The 14,263-nt window shown below is 67.8% G+C and carries 18 protein-coding genes; 4 read left to right on the top strand and 14 right to left on the bottom strand.

The window, feature by feature from the left end; translation table 11 throughout:
- Positions 1–47 precede the first annotated feature (47 nt).
- Together NU688_RS01460 and NU688_RS01465 are read right to left on the bottom strand one after the other, a co-directional pair.
- Positions 48–527, bottom strand: coding sequence for an ArsI/CadI family heavy metal resistance metalloenzyme (locus tag NU688_RS01460; protein ID WP_257858786.1), 480 nt, complete (start codon positions 525–527; stop codon positions 48–50).
- An 11-nt stretch (positions 528–538) separates the two neighbouring features.
- Positions 539–862: a helix-turn-helix transcriptional regulator gene (locus NU688_RS01465; RefSeq protein WP_257858787.1), complete on the bottom strand. Its 324-nt coding sequence runs from the start codon at positions 860–862 to the stop codon at positions 539–541.
- Between the two features lie 146 nt (positions 863–1,008).
- Between NU688_RS01465 and NU688_RS01470 the strand changes: the two genes are divergently transcribed.
- On the top strand, positions 1,009–1,737 hold the full coding sequence (locus NU688_RS01470) for an alpha/beta fold hydrolase (RefSeq protein ID WP_257858788.1): 729 nt from the start codon (positions 1,009–1,011) through the stop codon (positions 1,735–1,737).
- 11 nt (positions 1,738–1,748) lie between these two features.
- Here the strand turns inward: NU688_RS01470 and NU688_RS01475 are convergent, their stop codons facing one another.
- The 5 genes from NU688_RS01475 to NU688_RS01495 form a co-directional block, all read right to left on the bottom strand.
- The gene (locus NU688_RS01475) at positions 1,749–2,360 is read right to left on the bottom strand and encodes a 3'-5' exonuclease (RefSeq protein ID WP_257858789.1); all 612 of its coding nucleotides are present in this window, start codon (positions 2,358–2,360) and stop codon (positions 1,749–1,751) included.
- Positions 2,357–2,794, bottom strand: coding sequence for a TfoX/Sxy family protein (locus NU688_RS01480; protein ID WP_257858790.1), 438 nt, complete (start codon positions 2,792–2,794; stop codon positions 2,357–2,359). Before NU688_RS01480 ends, NU688_RS01475 begins: the two co-directional genes overlap by 4 nt.
- Positions 2,791–3,108: a YciI-like protein gene (locus tag NU688_RS01485; RefSeq protein WP_257858791.1), complete on the bottom strand. Its 318-nt coding sequence runs from the start codon at positions 3,106–3,108 to the stop codon at positions 2,791–2,793. The genes NU688_RS01480 and NU688_RS01485 overlap by 4 nt, the downstream gene beginning before the upstream one ends.
- Positions 3,109–3,365: 257 nt before the next feature.
- Positions 3,366–3,860, bottom strand: coding sequence for a GNAT family N-acetyltransferase (locus NU688_RS01490; protein ID WP_257858792.1), 495 nt, complete (start codon positions 3,858–3,860; stop codon positions 3,366–3,368).
- A 186-nt stretch (positions 3,861–4,046) separates the two neighbouring features.
- Positions 4,047–5,234, bottom strand: coding sequence for an MFS transporter (locus NU688_RS01495; RefSeq protein ID WP_257858793.1), 1,188 nt, complete (start codon positions 5,232–5,234; stop codon positions 4,047–4,049).
- Positions 5,235–5,323: 89 nt separating this feature from the next.
- On the opposite strand from NU688_RS01495, the gene NU688_RS01500 reads away from it, so the two are divergent.
- Positions 5,324–6,259 (top strand): LysR substrate-binding domain-containing protein, encoded by a 936-nt coding sequence (locus tag NU688_RS01500; RefSeq protein ID WP_257858794.1) that lies wholly within the window; start codon positions 5,324–5,326, stop codon positions 6,257–6,259.
- Positions 6,260–6,305: 46 nt separating this feature from the next.
- Here NU688_RS01500 and fghA read toward each other — a convergent pair whose 3' ends face one another.
- Genes fghA through NU688_RS01535 form a run of 7 tightly spaced genes read right to left on the bottom strand, consistent with a single transcriptional unit; the run spans position 6,306 to position 12,559 of the window.
- Positions 6,306–7,184 (bottom strand): S-formylglutathione hydrolase, encoded by an 879-nt coding sequence (fghA, locus tag NU688_RS01505; protein ID WP_257858795.1) that lies wholly within the window; start codon positions 7,182–7,184, stop codon positions 6,306–6,308.
- Positions 7,181–8,101: an alpha/beta fold hydrolase gene (locus NU688_RS01510; protein ID WP_257858796.1), complete on the bottom strand. Its 921-nt coding sequence runs from the start codon at positions 8,099–8,101 to the stop codon at positions 7,181–7,183. The genes fghA and NU688_RS01510 overlap by 4 nt, the downstream gene beginning before the upstream one ends.
- Before the next feature lie 19 nt (positions 8,102–8,120).
- Positions 8,121–9,227: an S-(hydroxymethyl)glutathione dehydrogenase/class III alcohol dehydrogenase gene (locus NU688_RS01515; RefSeq protein WP_013540323.1), complete on the bottom strand. Its 1,107-nt coding sequence runs from the start codon at positions 9,225–9,227 to the stop codon at positions 8,121–8,123.
- 48 nt (positions 9,228–9,275) lie between these two features.
- Positions 9,276–9,926 carry a glutathione S-transferase family protein gene (locus NU688_RS01520; protein ID WP_257858797.1) on the bottom strand — a complete coding sequence of 217 codons (651 nt, stop codon included), beginning with the start codon at positions 9,924–9,926 and terminating at the stop codon, positions 9,276–9,278.
- On the bottom strand, positions 9,923–10,786 hold the full coding sequence (locus tag NU688_RS01525) for an aromatic ring-hydroxylating dioxygenase subunit alpha (RefSeq protein ID WP_257858799.1): 864 nt from the start codon (positions 10,784–10,786) through the stop codon (positions 9,923–9,925). The genes NU688_RS01520 and NU688_RS01525 overlap by 4 nt, the downstream gene beginning before the upstream one ends.
- Before the next feature lie 10 nt (positions 10,787–10,796).
- Positions 10,797–11,474: a Rieske 2Fe-2S domain-containing protein gene (locus NU688_RS01530; RefSeq protein WP_257858800.1), complete on the bottom strand. Its 678-nt coding sequence runs from the start codon at positions 11,472–11,474 to the stop codon at positions 10,797–10,799.
- 5 nt (positions 11,475–11,479) lie between these two features.
- Positions 11,480–12,559, bottom strand: a complete 1,080-nt coding sequence (locus NU688_RS01535) for a BMP family ABC transporter substrate-binding protein (RefSeq protein WP_257858801.1) — start codon at positions 12,557–12,559, stop codon at positions 11,480–11,482.
- A gap of 170 nt (positions 12,560–12,729) precedes the next feature.
- On the opposite strand from NU688_RS01535, the gene NU688_RS01540 reads away from it, so the two are divergent.
- A complete protein-coding gene (locus tag NU688_RS01540; RefSeq protein WP_257858803.1) occupies positions 12,730–13,701 on the top strand; it encodes a LysR family transcriptional regulator in 972 nt (323 codons plus the stop codon).
- 36 nt (positions 13,702–13,737) lie between these two features.
- Positions 13,738–14,178, top strand: a complete 441-nt coding sequence (aroQ, locus tag NU688_RS01545; protein WP_257858804.1) for a type II 3-dehydroquinate dehydratase — start codon at positions 13,738–13,740, stop codon at positions 14,176–14,178.
- Positions 14,179–14,263 lie beyond the last annotated feature (85 nt).

The raw sequence follows: 14,263 nt of genomic DNA on the forward strand, positions 1-14,263 counted from the left end.
TGGGGGTGATTTCTTTGAACATGCAGACGGCCGAGGCGGCGCAGCCCTCAGCAGCAGTCGCCCGTGCCTCTGGCGGACACGTTGACCGGAATGCCTCGGGCAGCACCGGGCGTGCAGCAGGCGGACTCGGCCTTGGCGACGGACTTGGGCTGACCGTAGACCGGCACGGTGCCGTCCAAGGTCTGGAAGTGCTCCCACGCGATCCCCTGCGGGTCGGTGACCCAGTGCTTTTCGCTGCGTGCGTAGCAGCACACGGTCTCGCCCTCGTCGAGCAGGGTGCGGTCGGCGGCCTGGCCGCGAGCCTTCAACTCGGTCAGTTCTGCTTCGTCCTCGGCCTGGATGCCGAGATGGTCGATGCCCTTGCCCTGGCCTACCGTGGAGATTGCGAAGTTGACGCGTGGGTCGTCGAGCATCCACTTCGCATAGTCGGTCTCGACGCGTGCCGGCGGCGACGCAAACAGGTTGGAATAGAAGGCGATGCTCTTGGCGAGGTCATCGACGTGCAAGTGGACGTGGAAGCGCTTCATGGGTCTCTCCTTCAGCATTCGCAGGAAGCGGCGCCTTCGACGAGGCACGCTTCGCCCTGGCAGCAGTTCTCGGTGAGGTAGCCCAGCAGGGCATTCATCCGATCGAACGACGCGCGGTAGATGAGGTTGCGGCCCTGCCGCTCCTGCGAGATCAGGCTTGCGTGCACGAGCTCCTTGAGGTGGAAGGACAGGCCCGTCGCTGAGACCTCCAGTGCCTCGGTCAGTGCGCTGGGCGTCAGGCCTACGGGCCCAGCCACCACGAGCGCGCGGAACACCCGCAGGCGGATCGGCTGCGCAAGGGCGGCCAGCGATCGAACGACGTCGTTTTCTTCCATAGTTCAAGTATCTTTGAATTATTGAATAAAGGCAACCCCGCTCGTGACACGAATCGGCCATCGCACTGGCGCAGATCGGCCATCCGCGGCGCATGCGGGTTCCTAGAGTCGCGTTGCTTCAACCCCCAATCAAGAAGGAGACACCCATGTCCGACACCTATGTTCTCGTGCACGGCGCCTGGCACACCGGCGCAGAAATCGAAACCGTGGCCGATCACATGCGCAAAGCCGGTCACACGGTGCATTGCCCGACGCTGGCAGGCAACCGGCCCGGCGACGATCGCGCGACAACCGGCCTGGACGACGCCATCGCCTCGGCCGTGCGCTACATCGAGGAGAAAGACCTGACCGAGGTGCGCCTCGCAGGCCACAGCTACGGCGGCATGGTGATCTCGGGCGTGGCGGACCGCATCGCGCACCGGTTGAAGCGCCTGGTCTACATCAACGCCTTCGTGCCGCTCGATGGCGAATCGCTCAACGACATGGTGCCGCCGCATTACGTGGCGATGTTCGACGCCATCGCCGGGGCGAACGGCAACGCCGTGACCTTGCCGTTCGAGGTCTGGCGCGACGCCTTCATCAACGATGCCGACCTCGCGCTCGCGCAGGCCGCCTACGACAAGCTGAACCCGCACGCGTACCGCACCTTCACCGACAAGATCCAGCTGAAGCAGCCGCTGGCGGCCCTCGCGCTCGGCAAGTCCTACGTCAACTGCCAGCAGGACATCGCGCTGCCGCACAGCCTGCCGTGGCATCCGCGCCTGTCGGAGCGGCTGGGGCTTTTCAGGCTGGTGGAATGCCCTGGCAGCCACGAGATGTTCTTCTCGAACCCCGCGCGGCTCGCGCAGGCGATTCTGGAAGCGGGGCGGGACTGAGCCTCGGGGATTCAGGCGCCGGCAAAGAGCGCGTCGTACACGCGGATCGACGCATAGGCATCGTTCGCCGCGTAACGGATCTGCGATTCCGTCAGCTGCTTGTTGGCCCAGTTCGAGGTGGTCGCCTTGCGCGACTTCATGAAGCGCCGGTCGAACACCAGCGCCACCGCTGTCTTCACGCCCACCGACTTGCGGTAGCCGCGGCGGCGGAATTCGTTGTCGATGTCGTACACCGCGCCCGGTTCGATGTTCAGTCGGTTGCGGATCAGCGTGAGGTCGGTCGAGAGGCCGAAGCCGACCTTCTTCAACTCGGTCGAGGCGATCAGCGCGGCGACCACCGGGTTGCACTCGGTGCGGTGCAGCTGGAAGAGCCAGGCCCTGTCGCGCGTCGAGAATTGCACCACGTGCGGCCCGCCCGAGACCTCGTTCTTCGCGAAGGTGGGCTTGGATTCGGTGTCGAAGCCGGCGACGCCCGCAGCCAGCAAGGTGGCGGCGGCCTGCTCGGCCTCCTGCAACGTGGTGACGACGACGATGTCCTTCAGGTCCAGGCCCTCGAAGGGCTCGAGCAGGGCGATCTGCTCGCGTTCGGGGAGGGGCGGTAACGCGGATGTGTTGTCGCTCACCGGGGGGCTGCTTTCTTGGTCTTCACTGGAGCTTTCTTTGCGGGTGTCTTTTTCGCGGCGGCTTTCTTCGCAGCGGCTTTGGGCTTGGGCTTTGGCTTGGGTTGTTTGGGCGGCTGGCCCGAACGCAGGGCGGCTTCGTAGGCACGACGGCCCCAGAGCGCTGCATCTTCGCGGTCTTCGAAGAGGTCGGCCGGCGCGAGCCGGTACGACATCGGCATCTCCTTGCCCTGCCGCACATAGGTGAAGGGCGGCAGGTTCAGCCGCTCGAAATGTTCTGCGCTGCCGGCATCGGACTTGAGGTACAGCGTGTCCTTCGCGACGAGCGCGATCATGCGGCCCTCGTGCCACACGCCGTGGCCGCCAAACATGCGGCGCGTCTGGATGCGGCCCAGGCGCTCGAAGACCTCGTGCAGGCTCTGGACGAAATCGCTCATCGCGGGGCGGTCGCGGCGGGTCTGACGGGTGTCGATGCCTGCGCGCCGACCACGGTGTTCCAGGCCTTCACCTGCCAGCCTGTCACGATGCCGTTGAGCACATACGGGTCGGCCTTGGCGAAGGCCGAGGGCACCTCGGGGGAGTCGGCCTCGAACAGCAGCACGGCGCCATCGGGCGGGTTGCCGGTGGCGCCGCCGAGCAGCAGCTCGCCGCGCTCCACGGCCTGCCACGCGAAGGCCAGGTGCACGTCGCGGAATTCGCCGCGGCGCTCGAGGTAGTCGGGGGCGGTGTCGTAGATCAGCAGGTAGTGCATGGGATGTTCCTTCGCCTTCAGGCTGTGATCTCGATGCGGTTGCCGTCCGGGTCGAGCAGCGGATGGCAGCGTTCGAGATCGGCGGTGCAGCGTGCGATGTGATCGATGCGCATAGGAAAGAAAAAATCGGTGGCTCACAAGGTGTGAAGAAACCGTAGCGAGCGCCCCGAGCTTGCATCGAGGACCGGAGCCGTACTTTGTACGGTGAGGACCGCAGGTGCGAGATCGGGGTGCGCAGTAGGTTTATTCACACCTTGTCAGTCCACCCGCCATGGCGGGCGGGAGGGCGACCAATGGTAGGCGATGCGTTCGCGCCCGCTGGTCGGATGGTGGTCGACCGTGCCGCGCACGAGGCCATAGCGTTCGTAGAAGCGCTGCGCGGCGGTGTTGGTGGTGGCCACGTGGAGCCGCCAGCCGGTCGGTATGCGCACACACGCCTCGTCCAGCAGCGCCTGCCCGAGGCCCTGGTTGCGCAGGTGCGGCTCGACGAAGAGCTGCGCCACGTATTCGCGCCGCTCCAGCAGCACCATGAACGCGAGCACCTGGCCGTCGCGCTCGGCCAGCACCACCTCGGCCGGCGGCACGAATTCGGTCCGCACGCGGCGCAGCCAGTGCGAGATGGGTTCGGTGAAGGCGGCGCCGCGGTTGGCCGAGATCCATGCGCGGCGCCAGATGCCGGCCAGCACGATGCTCTCTTCGGCGGTGCCATCGCGCGACCGCAAGTGGAAGGCGGGAATTTGGGCGGCGGACATGCGTTTCATGATACGGCCGGCACCCGCCGCAGTCGATTGGGTGGCCCTGACAGGTTGCTGAAGTACCGGTCGACTGAAGCTGCAGCTTGGTGTTCCCGTGAATCTGGTTTCGCGACCCGACGCACTTGTCGGATGCTGCAAGCTGCAATGACCCATCGGCCGGTGCTGGACTTCCAGGGGCGCTGGCTAGCGGTCCCGCAGCGCAGGAGCGGCTGCGGCGACCAGCACCAGCAACCCCGCGACGACCAGGAAGGCCACAGGCAGACCGGTGTGGTGCGCCACGAAGCCGATGCCGGCCGGACCGCACAACACCCCCGCATAGCCCAGCGTCGCGATCGCCGGAATGGCCGCAGCCTGCGACATCGCCTTCTGACGCCCCGCGGCGCTGAACAGCACCGGCACGATGTTCGAAGCGCCCAGGCCCAGCAACGCATACCCCGCCAGCGACAACTGCCAGGCCGGGATCAACGTGGCCATCGTGACACCCGATGCCGCCAGCAGGCTGCCACCGAGCACGACGTGCACGGGGCCGAGCCGGCGGACGATGGCGTCCCCGCAGAACCGCCCCACCGTCATCGCCAGCGCGAAACAGGCGAAGCCAAAGCCGGCCTGCGCGGAAGGCAGTCCGCGCTCCTGCGTGAGAAACACGGCGCTCCAGTCGAGCATCGCGCCCTCGGCCAGGAACATGCTGAACGCCAGCACGCCCAGCAGCAGCACGAAGCCGCGCGGCACGGCGAAGACCGGGCCTTCGCGCGGGCTGCCATGGGGCAACAGCCCCCCGCTCACCCACCACAGCGTGACCAGCACCAGGCCCGAGGCGAGCAGCATGCCGCCCAAAGGCGAGAGGCCCAGGCTCAGTGCGCTGCTCACCCCCGCGGCGCCGACAATTCCGCCCGCGCTGTAGAAGCCATGAAAGCCCGACATCATCGGCCGCCCACTCGCGGCTTCCACGATGACAGCCTGGATGTTGATGGCGCAGTCGACCGCGCCCAGGCCCGCGCCGAAGACAAACAGCACGGCGCCCAGCGCCGGGGCCGTCGAAGCCGTGACGAGCAGCGGCAAGGTCAGCGCGATCATGGCCGAGGCGACCCAGATCACGATGCGGCAGCCGTGGCGCGCGCACAGCGCTCCCACCAGCGGCATCGTGAGGATCGAGCCCGCCCCCAGGCACAGCAGAAGGAGGCCGAGCGCGCCCTCGTCGAGGCCCGCGCGGCTCTTGGCGAAAGGCACCACCGAGGCCCAGGCTGCGGCCGCGAAACCTGCGATGCCGAACAATGCGCGCGTCGCGTATTGCTGGCGGCGCAATGTCGTGTGGCGCTGAGGCCGGGGTCGCAAGGGCTCGTCCACCTGCCCTGCGAGCGCACGGGAATTCATGAGATTTTTTACAAGACTTGGGTGTTCACGCATGCCCGAATGCTAGGAAGATGCGTGACTCGCGACTATCGACATCTTCAGGCCCATCCATGAATTCACCTCATGCATCGACGCCACGGCGCCTGCCGCCCCTGAACATGCTGCGCGCCTTCGAGGCCGCGGGCCGGCTGGGCAGCGTGACGCGCGCCGCGCAGGAACTGCATGTGACGCAGAGTGCCGTCAGCCACCAGATCAAGGCGCTCGAGGAATGGCTGGACGCGGCGCTGGTGGCGCGCGACGGGCGCCGGCTCGCGCTCACGCCGCAGGGCGCGGCCTACCTGCCGAGCCTGAGCAATGCGCTCGACGTGATGGCGCATGCCACCGCGCGCATCGAGCGGCAGGCCACCCGCCACACGCTGTCGGTGAATGCGCTGCCCACGCTGGCCTCGCAGTGGCTCATTCCGCAGCTGTCGCGCTTTCGGGAGTTGATGCCGGACATCGATGTGCAGCTGGCCACCACGACCAGCGTGCTCGACTTCGAACCCGGCGCTTACGACGTGGTGCTGCGCTGCCTGTCCCCGGCCGAGCTCGCGGCGCTGCAGGCGCGGCCCGGATGGCGCGACGTGCGGTTCGGCCGCTTCCTGCCGGACGCGGTGATGACGCCCATGTGCAGCCCCGACTGGCTCGCGCGCGGCCCGGCCTTGAAGAAGCCCGCGGACCTGCGGCACCACACGCTGCTGCACAGCCGCTCGACACCCACGGCCTGGCGCGACTGGCTGGCACAGGCCGGTGCCGGCAAGCTGGAGCCCGCGGGCGCGCTGGTGTTCGACCACGCGCACCTGGCGGTGCAGGCGGCGGTGCAGGGGCTGGGCATCGCGCTGGGCAATCCGACGCTGCTGCGCGACATGCTCGACAGCCGGCTGCTGGTGGCGCCGTTCGCCGCGATCACGATGCGCGAGAACGATTTCTTCTGGATCTTTCCGCCGCGCTCGCAGGACAACGCGGCCGCGCACGCGTTCTGCCGCTGGCTGGAGGCGTGCGCCTAGGGCGCTCCTCCCGATGGGGCTTGGGGGCGAGGTATTTCAGCCGCCTCTAAGCGTGCAGCGTTTGTGCGTGGTGCGCGATGTGGTCGGCCATGAAGCTCTGTATGAAGTAGTAGCCGTGGTCGTAGCCCGCATGCCGGCGCAGCGTGAGCGGCTGCCCGGCGGCGAAGCAGGCCGCCTCGAACACCTCCGGATGCAACTGCTCGGCGAGGAATTTGTCGGCCAGCCCCTGGTCGATGAGGATGCCTTGCGGATACGGCGCGACGGTCTGCGACTGCATGAGCGCGCTGGCGTCGTGCGCGAGCCACTGCGCGCGGTCCACGCCCGGTGCGCCGAGGTAGCCGCTGAACGCCTTCTCGCCCCAAGGGCACTGCGTGGGCGCGCAGATCGGCGCGAAGGCCGAGAGCGACTTGAATCGCCCCGGATGCCGCAGCGCCAGCGTGAGCGCACCATGGCCGCCCATCGAGTGGCCGAAGATGCCGATGCGCTGGCCGTCGATGGCGAAGTGCTGCGCCACGAGCGGCAGCAGCTCGTGGACGATCCAGCTTTCCATGCGCCAGTGCGTGGCCCAGGGCTCGCGCGTGGCGTCCAGGTAGAAGCCGGCGCCGATGCCGAAGTCCCAGTCGTCCTTCGCGCCGGGCACGCAATCGACGGAGGGGCCGCGCGGGCTGGTGTCGGGTGCGATCAGCGCAAGGCCCAGGCTCGCGGCCATGCGCTGCGCGCCGGCCTTGATGGCGAAGGTCTCCTCGTTGCAGGTGAGGCCCGCGAGGTACAGGAGGACCGGCACCGGCCCGTTCGCAGCCTGCGGTGGCAGGTAGACCGAGAAGCGCATCGGCAACCCGATCTCTTGCGAGGCGTGCTCGTGAAAACTCTGCACGCCGCCGAAGCAGGAGTGTTCGGACAGGGTCTTGGGGGTGTGGTCGGTCATGGCTTTTCGTTGCGCAGTGCGGGCACCAGTTCGAGCACCGCATCGGCGAAGGTGCGCGGTGCTTCCTGCGGCAGGTTGTGGCCCGCGCCGGGCACCAGACGGTGCGAGCGCGGACCGCTGAAGCGGTGTGCATGGGCCGAGGCATCGGCGGGCGGCCGCACACCGTCGTCGATGCCGTCGAAGGTGATGGCGGGCACGGTGATCGTGGGCTGTGCGGCGAGGCGCCGTTCGATGTCCGCATACGCCGGGTCGCCGGGCACGAGGCCGAAGCGGTGGCGGTACGAGTGGATCACCACGTCGACGAAATCCGGATGGTCGAACGCGGCGGCACTGCGCGCGAAGGTGGCGTCGTCGAACTGCCAGGTCGGCGACCACAGCTTCCACAGCAGCTTTGCGATGGCCTGGCGGTCCTTCGCGAGCCCGGCGCGGCCGCGTTCGCTGTGAAAGTAGTACTGGTACCAGAGGCTGTGCTCGTTCTCGGCCGTGTCCGGCTCCATCGCCTTCGCGATGTTCTGGATGTTGTAGCTGTTGAGCGAGACCAGCCCCGCGCATCGCTCGGGCCACAGCGCCGCGACCACGCAGGCGGCGCGGCCGCCCCAGTCGTAGCCGGCGAGCACTGCGCGGTCGATCTTCAGCGCGTCGAGCAGCGCGAGCAGGTCGGCGCCGAATGCCGCCTGTTCGCCCGAGCGCGGCGTGGCATCGGCGAGGAAGCGCGTGGCGCCGTAGCCGCGCATGTACGGCACGATCACGCGGCAGCCTTGCTCTGCGAGCATCGGCGCGACTTCGGCGTAGGTGTGGATGTCGTACGGAAAGCCGTGCATCAGCAGCACGGGCGGGCCGTCTGCAGGGCCGGCTTCGTGGTACGCGACTTCGAGGACGCCCGCCTCGATCTTGCGCAAGGGTTCCATGCGGTTCATGGCGAACGCCTCCGGCCGATCAGTAAAGCACCACGCCGCGAATCGACTCGCCGCGCTTCATGAGGTCGAAGCCCTTGTTGATGTCTTCCAGCGGCATGGTGTGCGTGATCAGGTCGTCGATGTTGATCTTGCCTTCCATGTACCAGTCCACGATCTTCGGCACGTCGGTGCGGCCGCGTGCGCCGCCGAAGGCCGAGCCTTCCCATTTGCGGCCGGTGACCAGCTGGAACGGCCGCGTGCTGATTTCCGCGCCGGCTTCGGCCACGCCGATGATGATGCTGCGGCCCCAGCCCTTGTGCGTGCATTCGAGCGCCTGGCGCATCACCTTGGTGTTGCCGATGCACTCGAAGCTGTAGTCGGCGCCGCCGTCGGTCAGCTGCACGATGGCATCGACCACGTTCTCGGTGTCCTTGGGGTTGATGAAGTGCGTCATGCCGAACTTGCGGGCCATGGCTTCGCGCTCGGGGTTCAGGTCGACGCCGATGATCTTGTCGGCGCCCACCATCTTGGCGCCCTGGATCACATTGAGGCCGATGCCGCCGAGACCGAACACCACCACGTTGGCGCCGGCTTCGACCTTGGCCGTGAAGATCACCGCGCCGATGCCGGTGGTGACGCCGCAGCCGATGTAGCAGACCTTGTCGAAGGGCGCGTCCTCGCGGATCTTGGCGAGCGAGATTTCAGGAGCCACCGTGTAGTTGCTGAAGGTCGAGGTGCCCATGTAGTGGGCAATCGGCTTGCCGTCGAGGCTGAAGCGCGAGGTGCCGTCGGGCATCAGGCCCTTGCCCTGCGTGCCGCGGATCAGCTGGCACAGGTTGGTCTTGCGCGAGAGGCAGAACTTGCAGTGGCGGCACTCGGGTGTGTAGAGCGGAATGACGTGGTCGCCCTTCTTGAGCGTGGTGACGCCCGGGCCCACGTCGACCACGATGCCCGCGCCTTCGTGGCCGAGGATCGCGGGAAAGATGCCTTCGGGGTCAGCGCCCGAGAGCGTGTAGTAGTCGGTGTGGCAGATGCCGGTGGCCTTGATCTCGACCAGCACTTCACCGAACTTGGGGCCTTCGAGGTCCACGGTTTCGATGGTGAGCGGGGCTCCGGATTTCCAGGCGACGGCGGCTTTGGTTTTCATGGCGGGTTCGGGGGAAAGAGGGAGTGGGAGGTGGGCCCGCAAGAATACTCAGGCGGGGCCAGCAGGGAAGATACCCGACATCCCGATGAACCCGGGGAGGTGTCGGAAATCCCAGACCCAGTTGCGCAGGGCCGGAAACTCGTCGAGCGAGATGCCGCCCTCACCGGCCAGCGCGACATACGGGAAGCAGGCGAGGTCGGCAATCGTCGGCTCGGGCGCCGCAGCCAGCCAGCGCAGGCCCGCGCTGGCCTGCTCGGCGAGGTGGTCGTCGAGCACGCGGAACACGGCGCGCGCGCCGCTGCGGCAGGCGGCGATGTCCAGGTGGTGGTAGCCGAGCGCGTCGTGCAGCCGGGCGGCCGATGCGGTGCGGGTGATCTCGTCGGCCGTGGCGAGCCACATCGCGACCTGGCCGCGCAGCTTCGGATCGTCCGGATACCAGCGGTGCTGCGCGCCGTGGCGGCTCGCAAGATAGACCAGGATGGCCTGCGCATCGCGCAGCACGAAGCCGTCGTCGTCGATCACCGGAATCTGCCCAAGCGGATTGACGTTCGCGAGGAATGCGGCCGACTTGTGTTCGCGCCCCGGGTAGAAATCGACCGGCACCGCTTCGTAGGCCACGCCAAGCCAGGCCAGCATCTGCCGCACCTTGAAGCAATTGCCCGAAAGCGGGTAGTCGTACAGCTTCAACAACGCGGTCATGCGGCGGCCCTCGTGCCGAAGCGCATGCCGCGCTCGCGCAGCCAGCGCCGGTAGGTGACCGAGGAGGTGTCGCCGCGCGTCGGCGTCTCGGCGCGGCCTTCGAGCGGCATGCGCTTGAAGGCGTGGTTCTCCAGGATCGGCTTGTCCTGCCCGAAGATCGTTTGCTGGAAGGCGATGAGTTCGGCGTCGGTGGACACCTCGTCGAAGCAGGCGAGGATCGTGTGGGCGATCACGTGTTCGTCGTCGATCGGTTGCAGGAAGAGGCCGATGGCGTCCTGCGCGTCGGAACGCAGGCTCGACTTGTAGAGCATGGCCGAGAAGGGCTGCATCACGCGGTACTTGTAGAGCACGTGGCTGCCGGTGTCGTGCGCGGCCGAGGCGCGGGGCTGCCAGAAGCGGCAGTCGGTCGCCCAGATCTCGCCGGTGGCGGGGTCGATGTCCACCTGGTAGGGCGCGACTTCGGTATGCGGCACCTTGCCGAGGTAGTCGGCATGCACGAAGGGGAAGTGCGCCATGTCGAGGAAATTCTCGATCACGCGCAGACCCGACACCGCGACGCCGATGCCGCCGCAATCGACGGTGCGGCGGCCGGGCTCGGTGTATTCGGCGAACGCGAAGAGCGGGCGGGCGGGGCGGCCGCTGGGGCAGACCCAGAGGTAGCCGTAGTGCGATTGCACGGCGAGTGGCTGCGTGCCGAGGCGGCATTGCGGCGTGCCGTCGGCATCGGTCCAGAGCGCCAACGTTTCGCCGAGCAGGCGGGTCGCGTGCGGCTGTTGTTCGGAGGCGCTGGCGAGCGCGCTTGCAGGCCCAACGACGAGCCAGTCGTCGAGCATGTTGGAGTCATCGGTGACGAAGGGCATCGCGGTTCCTTCAGCCTTGTGTTTCGATGGCGCTGCGCAGGTTGCGCGCGGCCGTGTGGAGGGTTTTCATCGCGTCGGAGCCGGGGGATACCTCGGTCCACAGGTGGACGAAAGTAAGCTGCGGCTGCGCGTCGAGCACCAGTGCAACGGTCTGCACCTCTTCGAGCGCGCCTCGAAATGCGCCCGGTGCCGCGTTGGCTGCGAAGCCGTACTGTGCGAGGGCATCGCGCACGTCCTGCGCGTTGGCACGCAGCGTCAGCGTGCGGCAGAAGTGCCAGCCGGCCGGCACGGCCCCGGCCAGCGATGGCGGCGCAGCGGACGCATCCTGCGCGACAAGGTTGACCCACAGCATGCCGGCCGCGTCGACCGCGCCGAACACCTTGGCGCAGACGTTGCGCGGCGCCTGCATCGCCGGATGGGCCGGAATGCCGACGCACTGCCCGTTGCCCGCGGCGTACTGCCAGCCGTGGTACGCGCAGGAGAGGCGGTCTTCGACGACCTGGCCGAGCGTGAAGCGCACGCTGCGGTGCGGGCACCGGTTGTCCCAGGCCTGGGCCGCGCCGTCGGCCGAGCGCCAGAGCGCGAGCTCTTGGCCTTCCGCGAAGCCGGCGACGATGTTGGCGCCGGGGCGCAGATCGGCCGATCGCGCCACGGGGTGCCAGGTGGCAGCGTGTGGATTCGTCGTCATGGCGCTCAACGCGAACCGCCCATCACGCCGTCGACGAACCAGTCCATCTTGCCGAGATCCGCATCCGCCACATGGGCGCCCGCCGCCACGCGCACGACGCCCTTCTGGTCCTTGATGGGGCCGCCGAAGACCTGCAGCTTGCCGCTGGCGATGTCGCGTTCCTTCGCCTGCACGAGGTCGGCCACATCCTTCGGCACCCGCGGGCCCATCGGCGCCATCTGCACCACCCCATCGGCGATGCCGCCCAGGTAGAGGCTGGGCTTCCAGGTGCCGGCCATCACCTCGCGCGCCACCCGCGTGTAGAAGCCGCCCCAGTGGTGGGTGACGCTCGTGAGGTAGTTTTTGGGCGCGTAGCTGCGCATGTCGGAATGGAACGAGACGACGCCGACCCCGCGCGCCTCGGCGGCGGTGGCCACGGCGGGCGTGTCGGTGAAATGGGTCAGCACGTCGGCGCCCTGGTTCATGAGCGCGACGGCGGCATCGCGCTCCTTGGGCGGATCGAACCACGAGTTGATGAACACCACATGCACCATCGCCTTCGGGTTGACGCTGCGCGCGCCGAGCGTGAAGGCGTTGAGGTACCACATCACGTCGGGCACCGGGTGCGCGCCGACGAGGCCGATGATGTTCGAGCGTGTGGTTCTGCCCGCCACGATGCCCGCGAGATAACCGCCTTCGTGCCAGCGGGCGTTGTAGCCGCCGAAGTTCTTCGCGGTCTGGTAGCCGCTCGCGATCAGGTACTTCGTGTCCGGGTTGTCGCTGGCGACGGTGAGCATCGGCTTCATGTAGCCGAAGGAGGCGCCGAAGATCAGCTTGCAGCCATCGGCCGAGAGTTCGCGCGCCACGCGCTCGGAATCGGGGCCCTCGTTGGTGTCGGGCACGCTGCGCACGTTGATCTGGGGGCCCAGGTTCTTCTCGAGTTCACGCCGGCCGAGGTCGTGCTGGTAGGTCCAGCCGGTGTCGCCGACCGGGCCCAGGAAGACGAAGCCGATCTTGAGCGGCCCCGCCGCCCAGGCTGCGCGCAACGGGAGCAGGGAGGCGGCGACGCCGGCGGAGAGCAGGGTGCGTCGGGCAGGGCTGTGCATCGGGTTTTCTCCAATCGTGGGGAGCAGGGGCTCGGTGGGGCTTGGCATAGCATTCGCTGTGCCTGCGGCAGCTGCAGACCGTACCGTTTCTTGCCTCCCCACGAAAGCCACATGCCGAGACGCAACTTTTCATTTCTGAAACGGCGAGCCTCCACCGAAGGAGACCGCGCGTGACCGGCATCGACCTGGCGCTGGTGCAGGCTTTCGTGCTGGTCATGCAGAGCGGCAGTCTCACGAAGGCCGAGAGCCTGTCGGGCGTCTCCAAGGCCACGCTGAGCCGGCAGCTCACGCGGCTGGAGGAACTGCTGGGCGCGCAACTGCTGATGCGCAGCTCGCGCCGCGTCACCGCGACCGAGGCCGGGCGCGCCTTCTTCGCGCGCTGCGAGGGTCTGCTGGACGAGGTGACGGGCCGGCTGGAGGCGGCGCGCACCGAGATCCAGGAGATCACGGCAGGCGTCTCCGGCAGCCTCTCACTCTTGTCCGACACCCAGTTCAGCACCTCGTTCGTCTGCCATGTGGTGAAGCTGTTCCTGGAGTCGCACCCGAACGTGCGCTGCCAGCTCGATGTCGCGAGCCGCCTGAACGCGCCGCAGATCGGCGATGTGGACTGCTACGTCTGCTCGGAGCCGCCGGATGCGCCGAACCTCGTCGCCAAGCTGCTGGGCCGGCTGAACTACGGCCTCTACGCGAGCCCGCAGTACCTCGAGCGCCAGGGCACGCCGCAGGCGCCTGACGACCTGCTGAACCACCGCTCGATCGTGATGAAGGAGGCCTCGGGGCCGTCGCAGGTGCTGCTGGTCTCGGGCGCGTCGGGCAGCTATGCCTTTCGTCCGGAGCCGACCTTCGAGACCAACGACCACTGGGTGATGAAGACCTTCTGCATCGACGGCTTCGGCATCGCGCTGCTGCCGGCCTTCTTCGCCCGGCCCGAGGTGGCGCAGGGCGTGCTGGTGCCGGTGCTGTTGCAGTGGCAGCCGGAGCCGCGGCGCATCTACTGCGCTTACCAGCGGCAGCGCTACATGGGGCAGAAACTGCGTGCGTTCGTCGACCTGATGGCGCGCTGCGTGGTGGACATCGATTCGTACAACTACTACGTCGGCTCGTCCGCGGCCCGGCGCGGCAGGGCGGGTGCAAGACCATAATGACGGCCCGTCTGACGCCCGCCTGATCCATCCATCATGAAGAAAATCCTCGTCCTCAACGGCCCCAATCTCAACCTGCTCGGCACGCGCGAGCCCGAGCAGTACGGACGCGACACGCTGGCCGATGTCGAGCGCCTGTGCAAGGAAACCGGAGCGAAGCTCGGCGTGGAGATCGAATGCCGCCAGTCGAACCACGAAGGCGTGCTGATCGACTGGATCCAGGAAGCGGGCCGCGAAGTGGCGGCCGGCACCATGCTCGGCGTGGTGATGAACCCCGGCGCCTACACCCACACCTCGATCGCGCTGCACGATGCGATCAAGGGGGCGAGCGTGCCGCTGATCGAACTGCACATCTCGAACGTGCACGCGCGAGAGGAGTTCCGCCACAAGTCGTACATCTCGCCCGCGGCGCGCGGGATCATCGTGGGGCTGGGGGTGAAGGGCTACACGCTGGCGATCGCCGCGCTGGTGCCCTAAGAGGCTGAGAGGCAATCCGACATGACCGCTCATCCCCCGCAAACGGCCCCACTCTGCGTTGCAAATGCTCGCCATAGCCCGAGCT

Source organism: Variovorax sp. ZS18.2.2 (assembly GCF_024701975.1).
Taxonomy (GTDB): domain Bacteria; phylum Pseudomonadota; class Gammaproteobacteria; order Burkholderiales; family Burkholderiaceae_C; genus Variovorax.

Coding starts and splice junctions, on each gene's coding strand:
- NU688_RS01460 (WP_257858786.1), bottom strand. CDS start 527: ATGAAGCGCTTCCACGTCCACTTGCACGTCGATGACCTCGCCAAGAGC.
- NU688_RS01465 (WP_257858787.1), bottom strand. CDS start 862: ATGGAAGAAAACGACGTCGTTCGATCGCTGGCCGCCCTTGCGCAGCCG.
- NU688_RS01470 (WP_257858788.1), top strand. CDS start 1,009: ATGTCCGACACCTATGTTCTCGTGCACGGCGCCTGGCACACCGGCGCA.
- NU688_RS01480 (WP_257858790.1), bottom strand. CDS start 2,794: ATGAGCGATTTCGTCCAGAGCCTGCACGAGGTCTTCGAGCGCCTGGGC.
- NU688_RS01485 (WP_257858791.1), bottom strand. CDS start 3,108: ATGCACTACCTGCTGATCTACGACACCGCCCCCGACTACCTCGAGCGC.
- NU688_RS01490 (WP_257858792.1), bottom strand. CDS start 3,860: ATGTCCGCCGCCCAAATTCCCGCCTTCCACTTGCGGTCGCGCGATGGC.
- NU688_RS01495 (WP_257858793.1), bottom strand. CDS start 5,234: ATGAATTCCCGTGCGCTCGCAGGGCAGGTGGACGAGCCCTTGCGACCC.
- NU688_RS01500 (WP_257858794.1), top strand. CDS start 5,324: ATGAATTCACCTCATGCATCGACGCCACGGCGCCTGCCGCCCCTGAAC.
- fghA (WP_257858795.1), bottom strand. CDS start 7,184: ATGACCGACCACACCCCCAAGACCCTGTCCGAACACTCCTGCTTCGGC.
- NU688_RS01510 (WP_257858796.1), bottom strand. CDS start 8,101: ATGAACCGCATGGAACCCTTGCGCAAGATCGAGGCGGGCGTCCTCGAA.
- NU688_RS01515 (WP_013540323.1), bottom strand. CDS start 9,227: ATGAAAACCAAAGCCGCCGTCGCCTGGAAATCCGGAGCCCCGCTCACC.
- NU688_RS01520 (WP_257858797.1), bottom strand. CDS start 9,926: ATGACCGCGTTGTTGAAGCTGTACGACTACCCGCTTTCGGGCAATTGC.
- NU688_RS01525 (WP_257858799.1), bottom strand. CDS start 10,786: ATGCCCTTCGTCACCGATGACTCCAACATGCTCGACGACTGGCTCGTC.
- NU688_RS01530 (WP_257858800.1), bottom strand. CDS start 11,474: ATGACGACGAATCCACACGCTGCCACCTGGCACCCCGTGGCGCGATCG.
- NU688_RS01535 (WP_257858801.1), bottom strand. CDS start 12,559: ATGCACAGCCCTGCCCGACGCACCCTGCTCTCCGCCGGCGTCGCCGCC.
- aroQ (WP_257858804.1), top strand. CDS start 13,738: ATGAAGAAAATCCTCGTCCTCAACGGCCCCAATCTCAACCTGCTCGGC.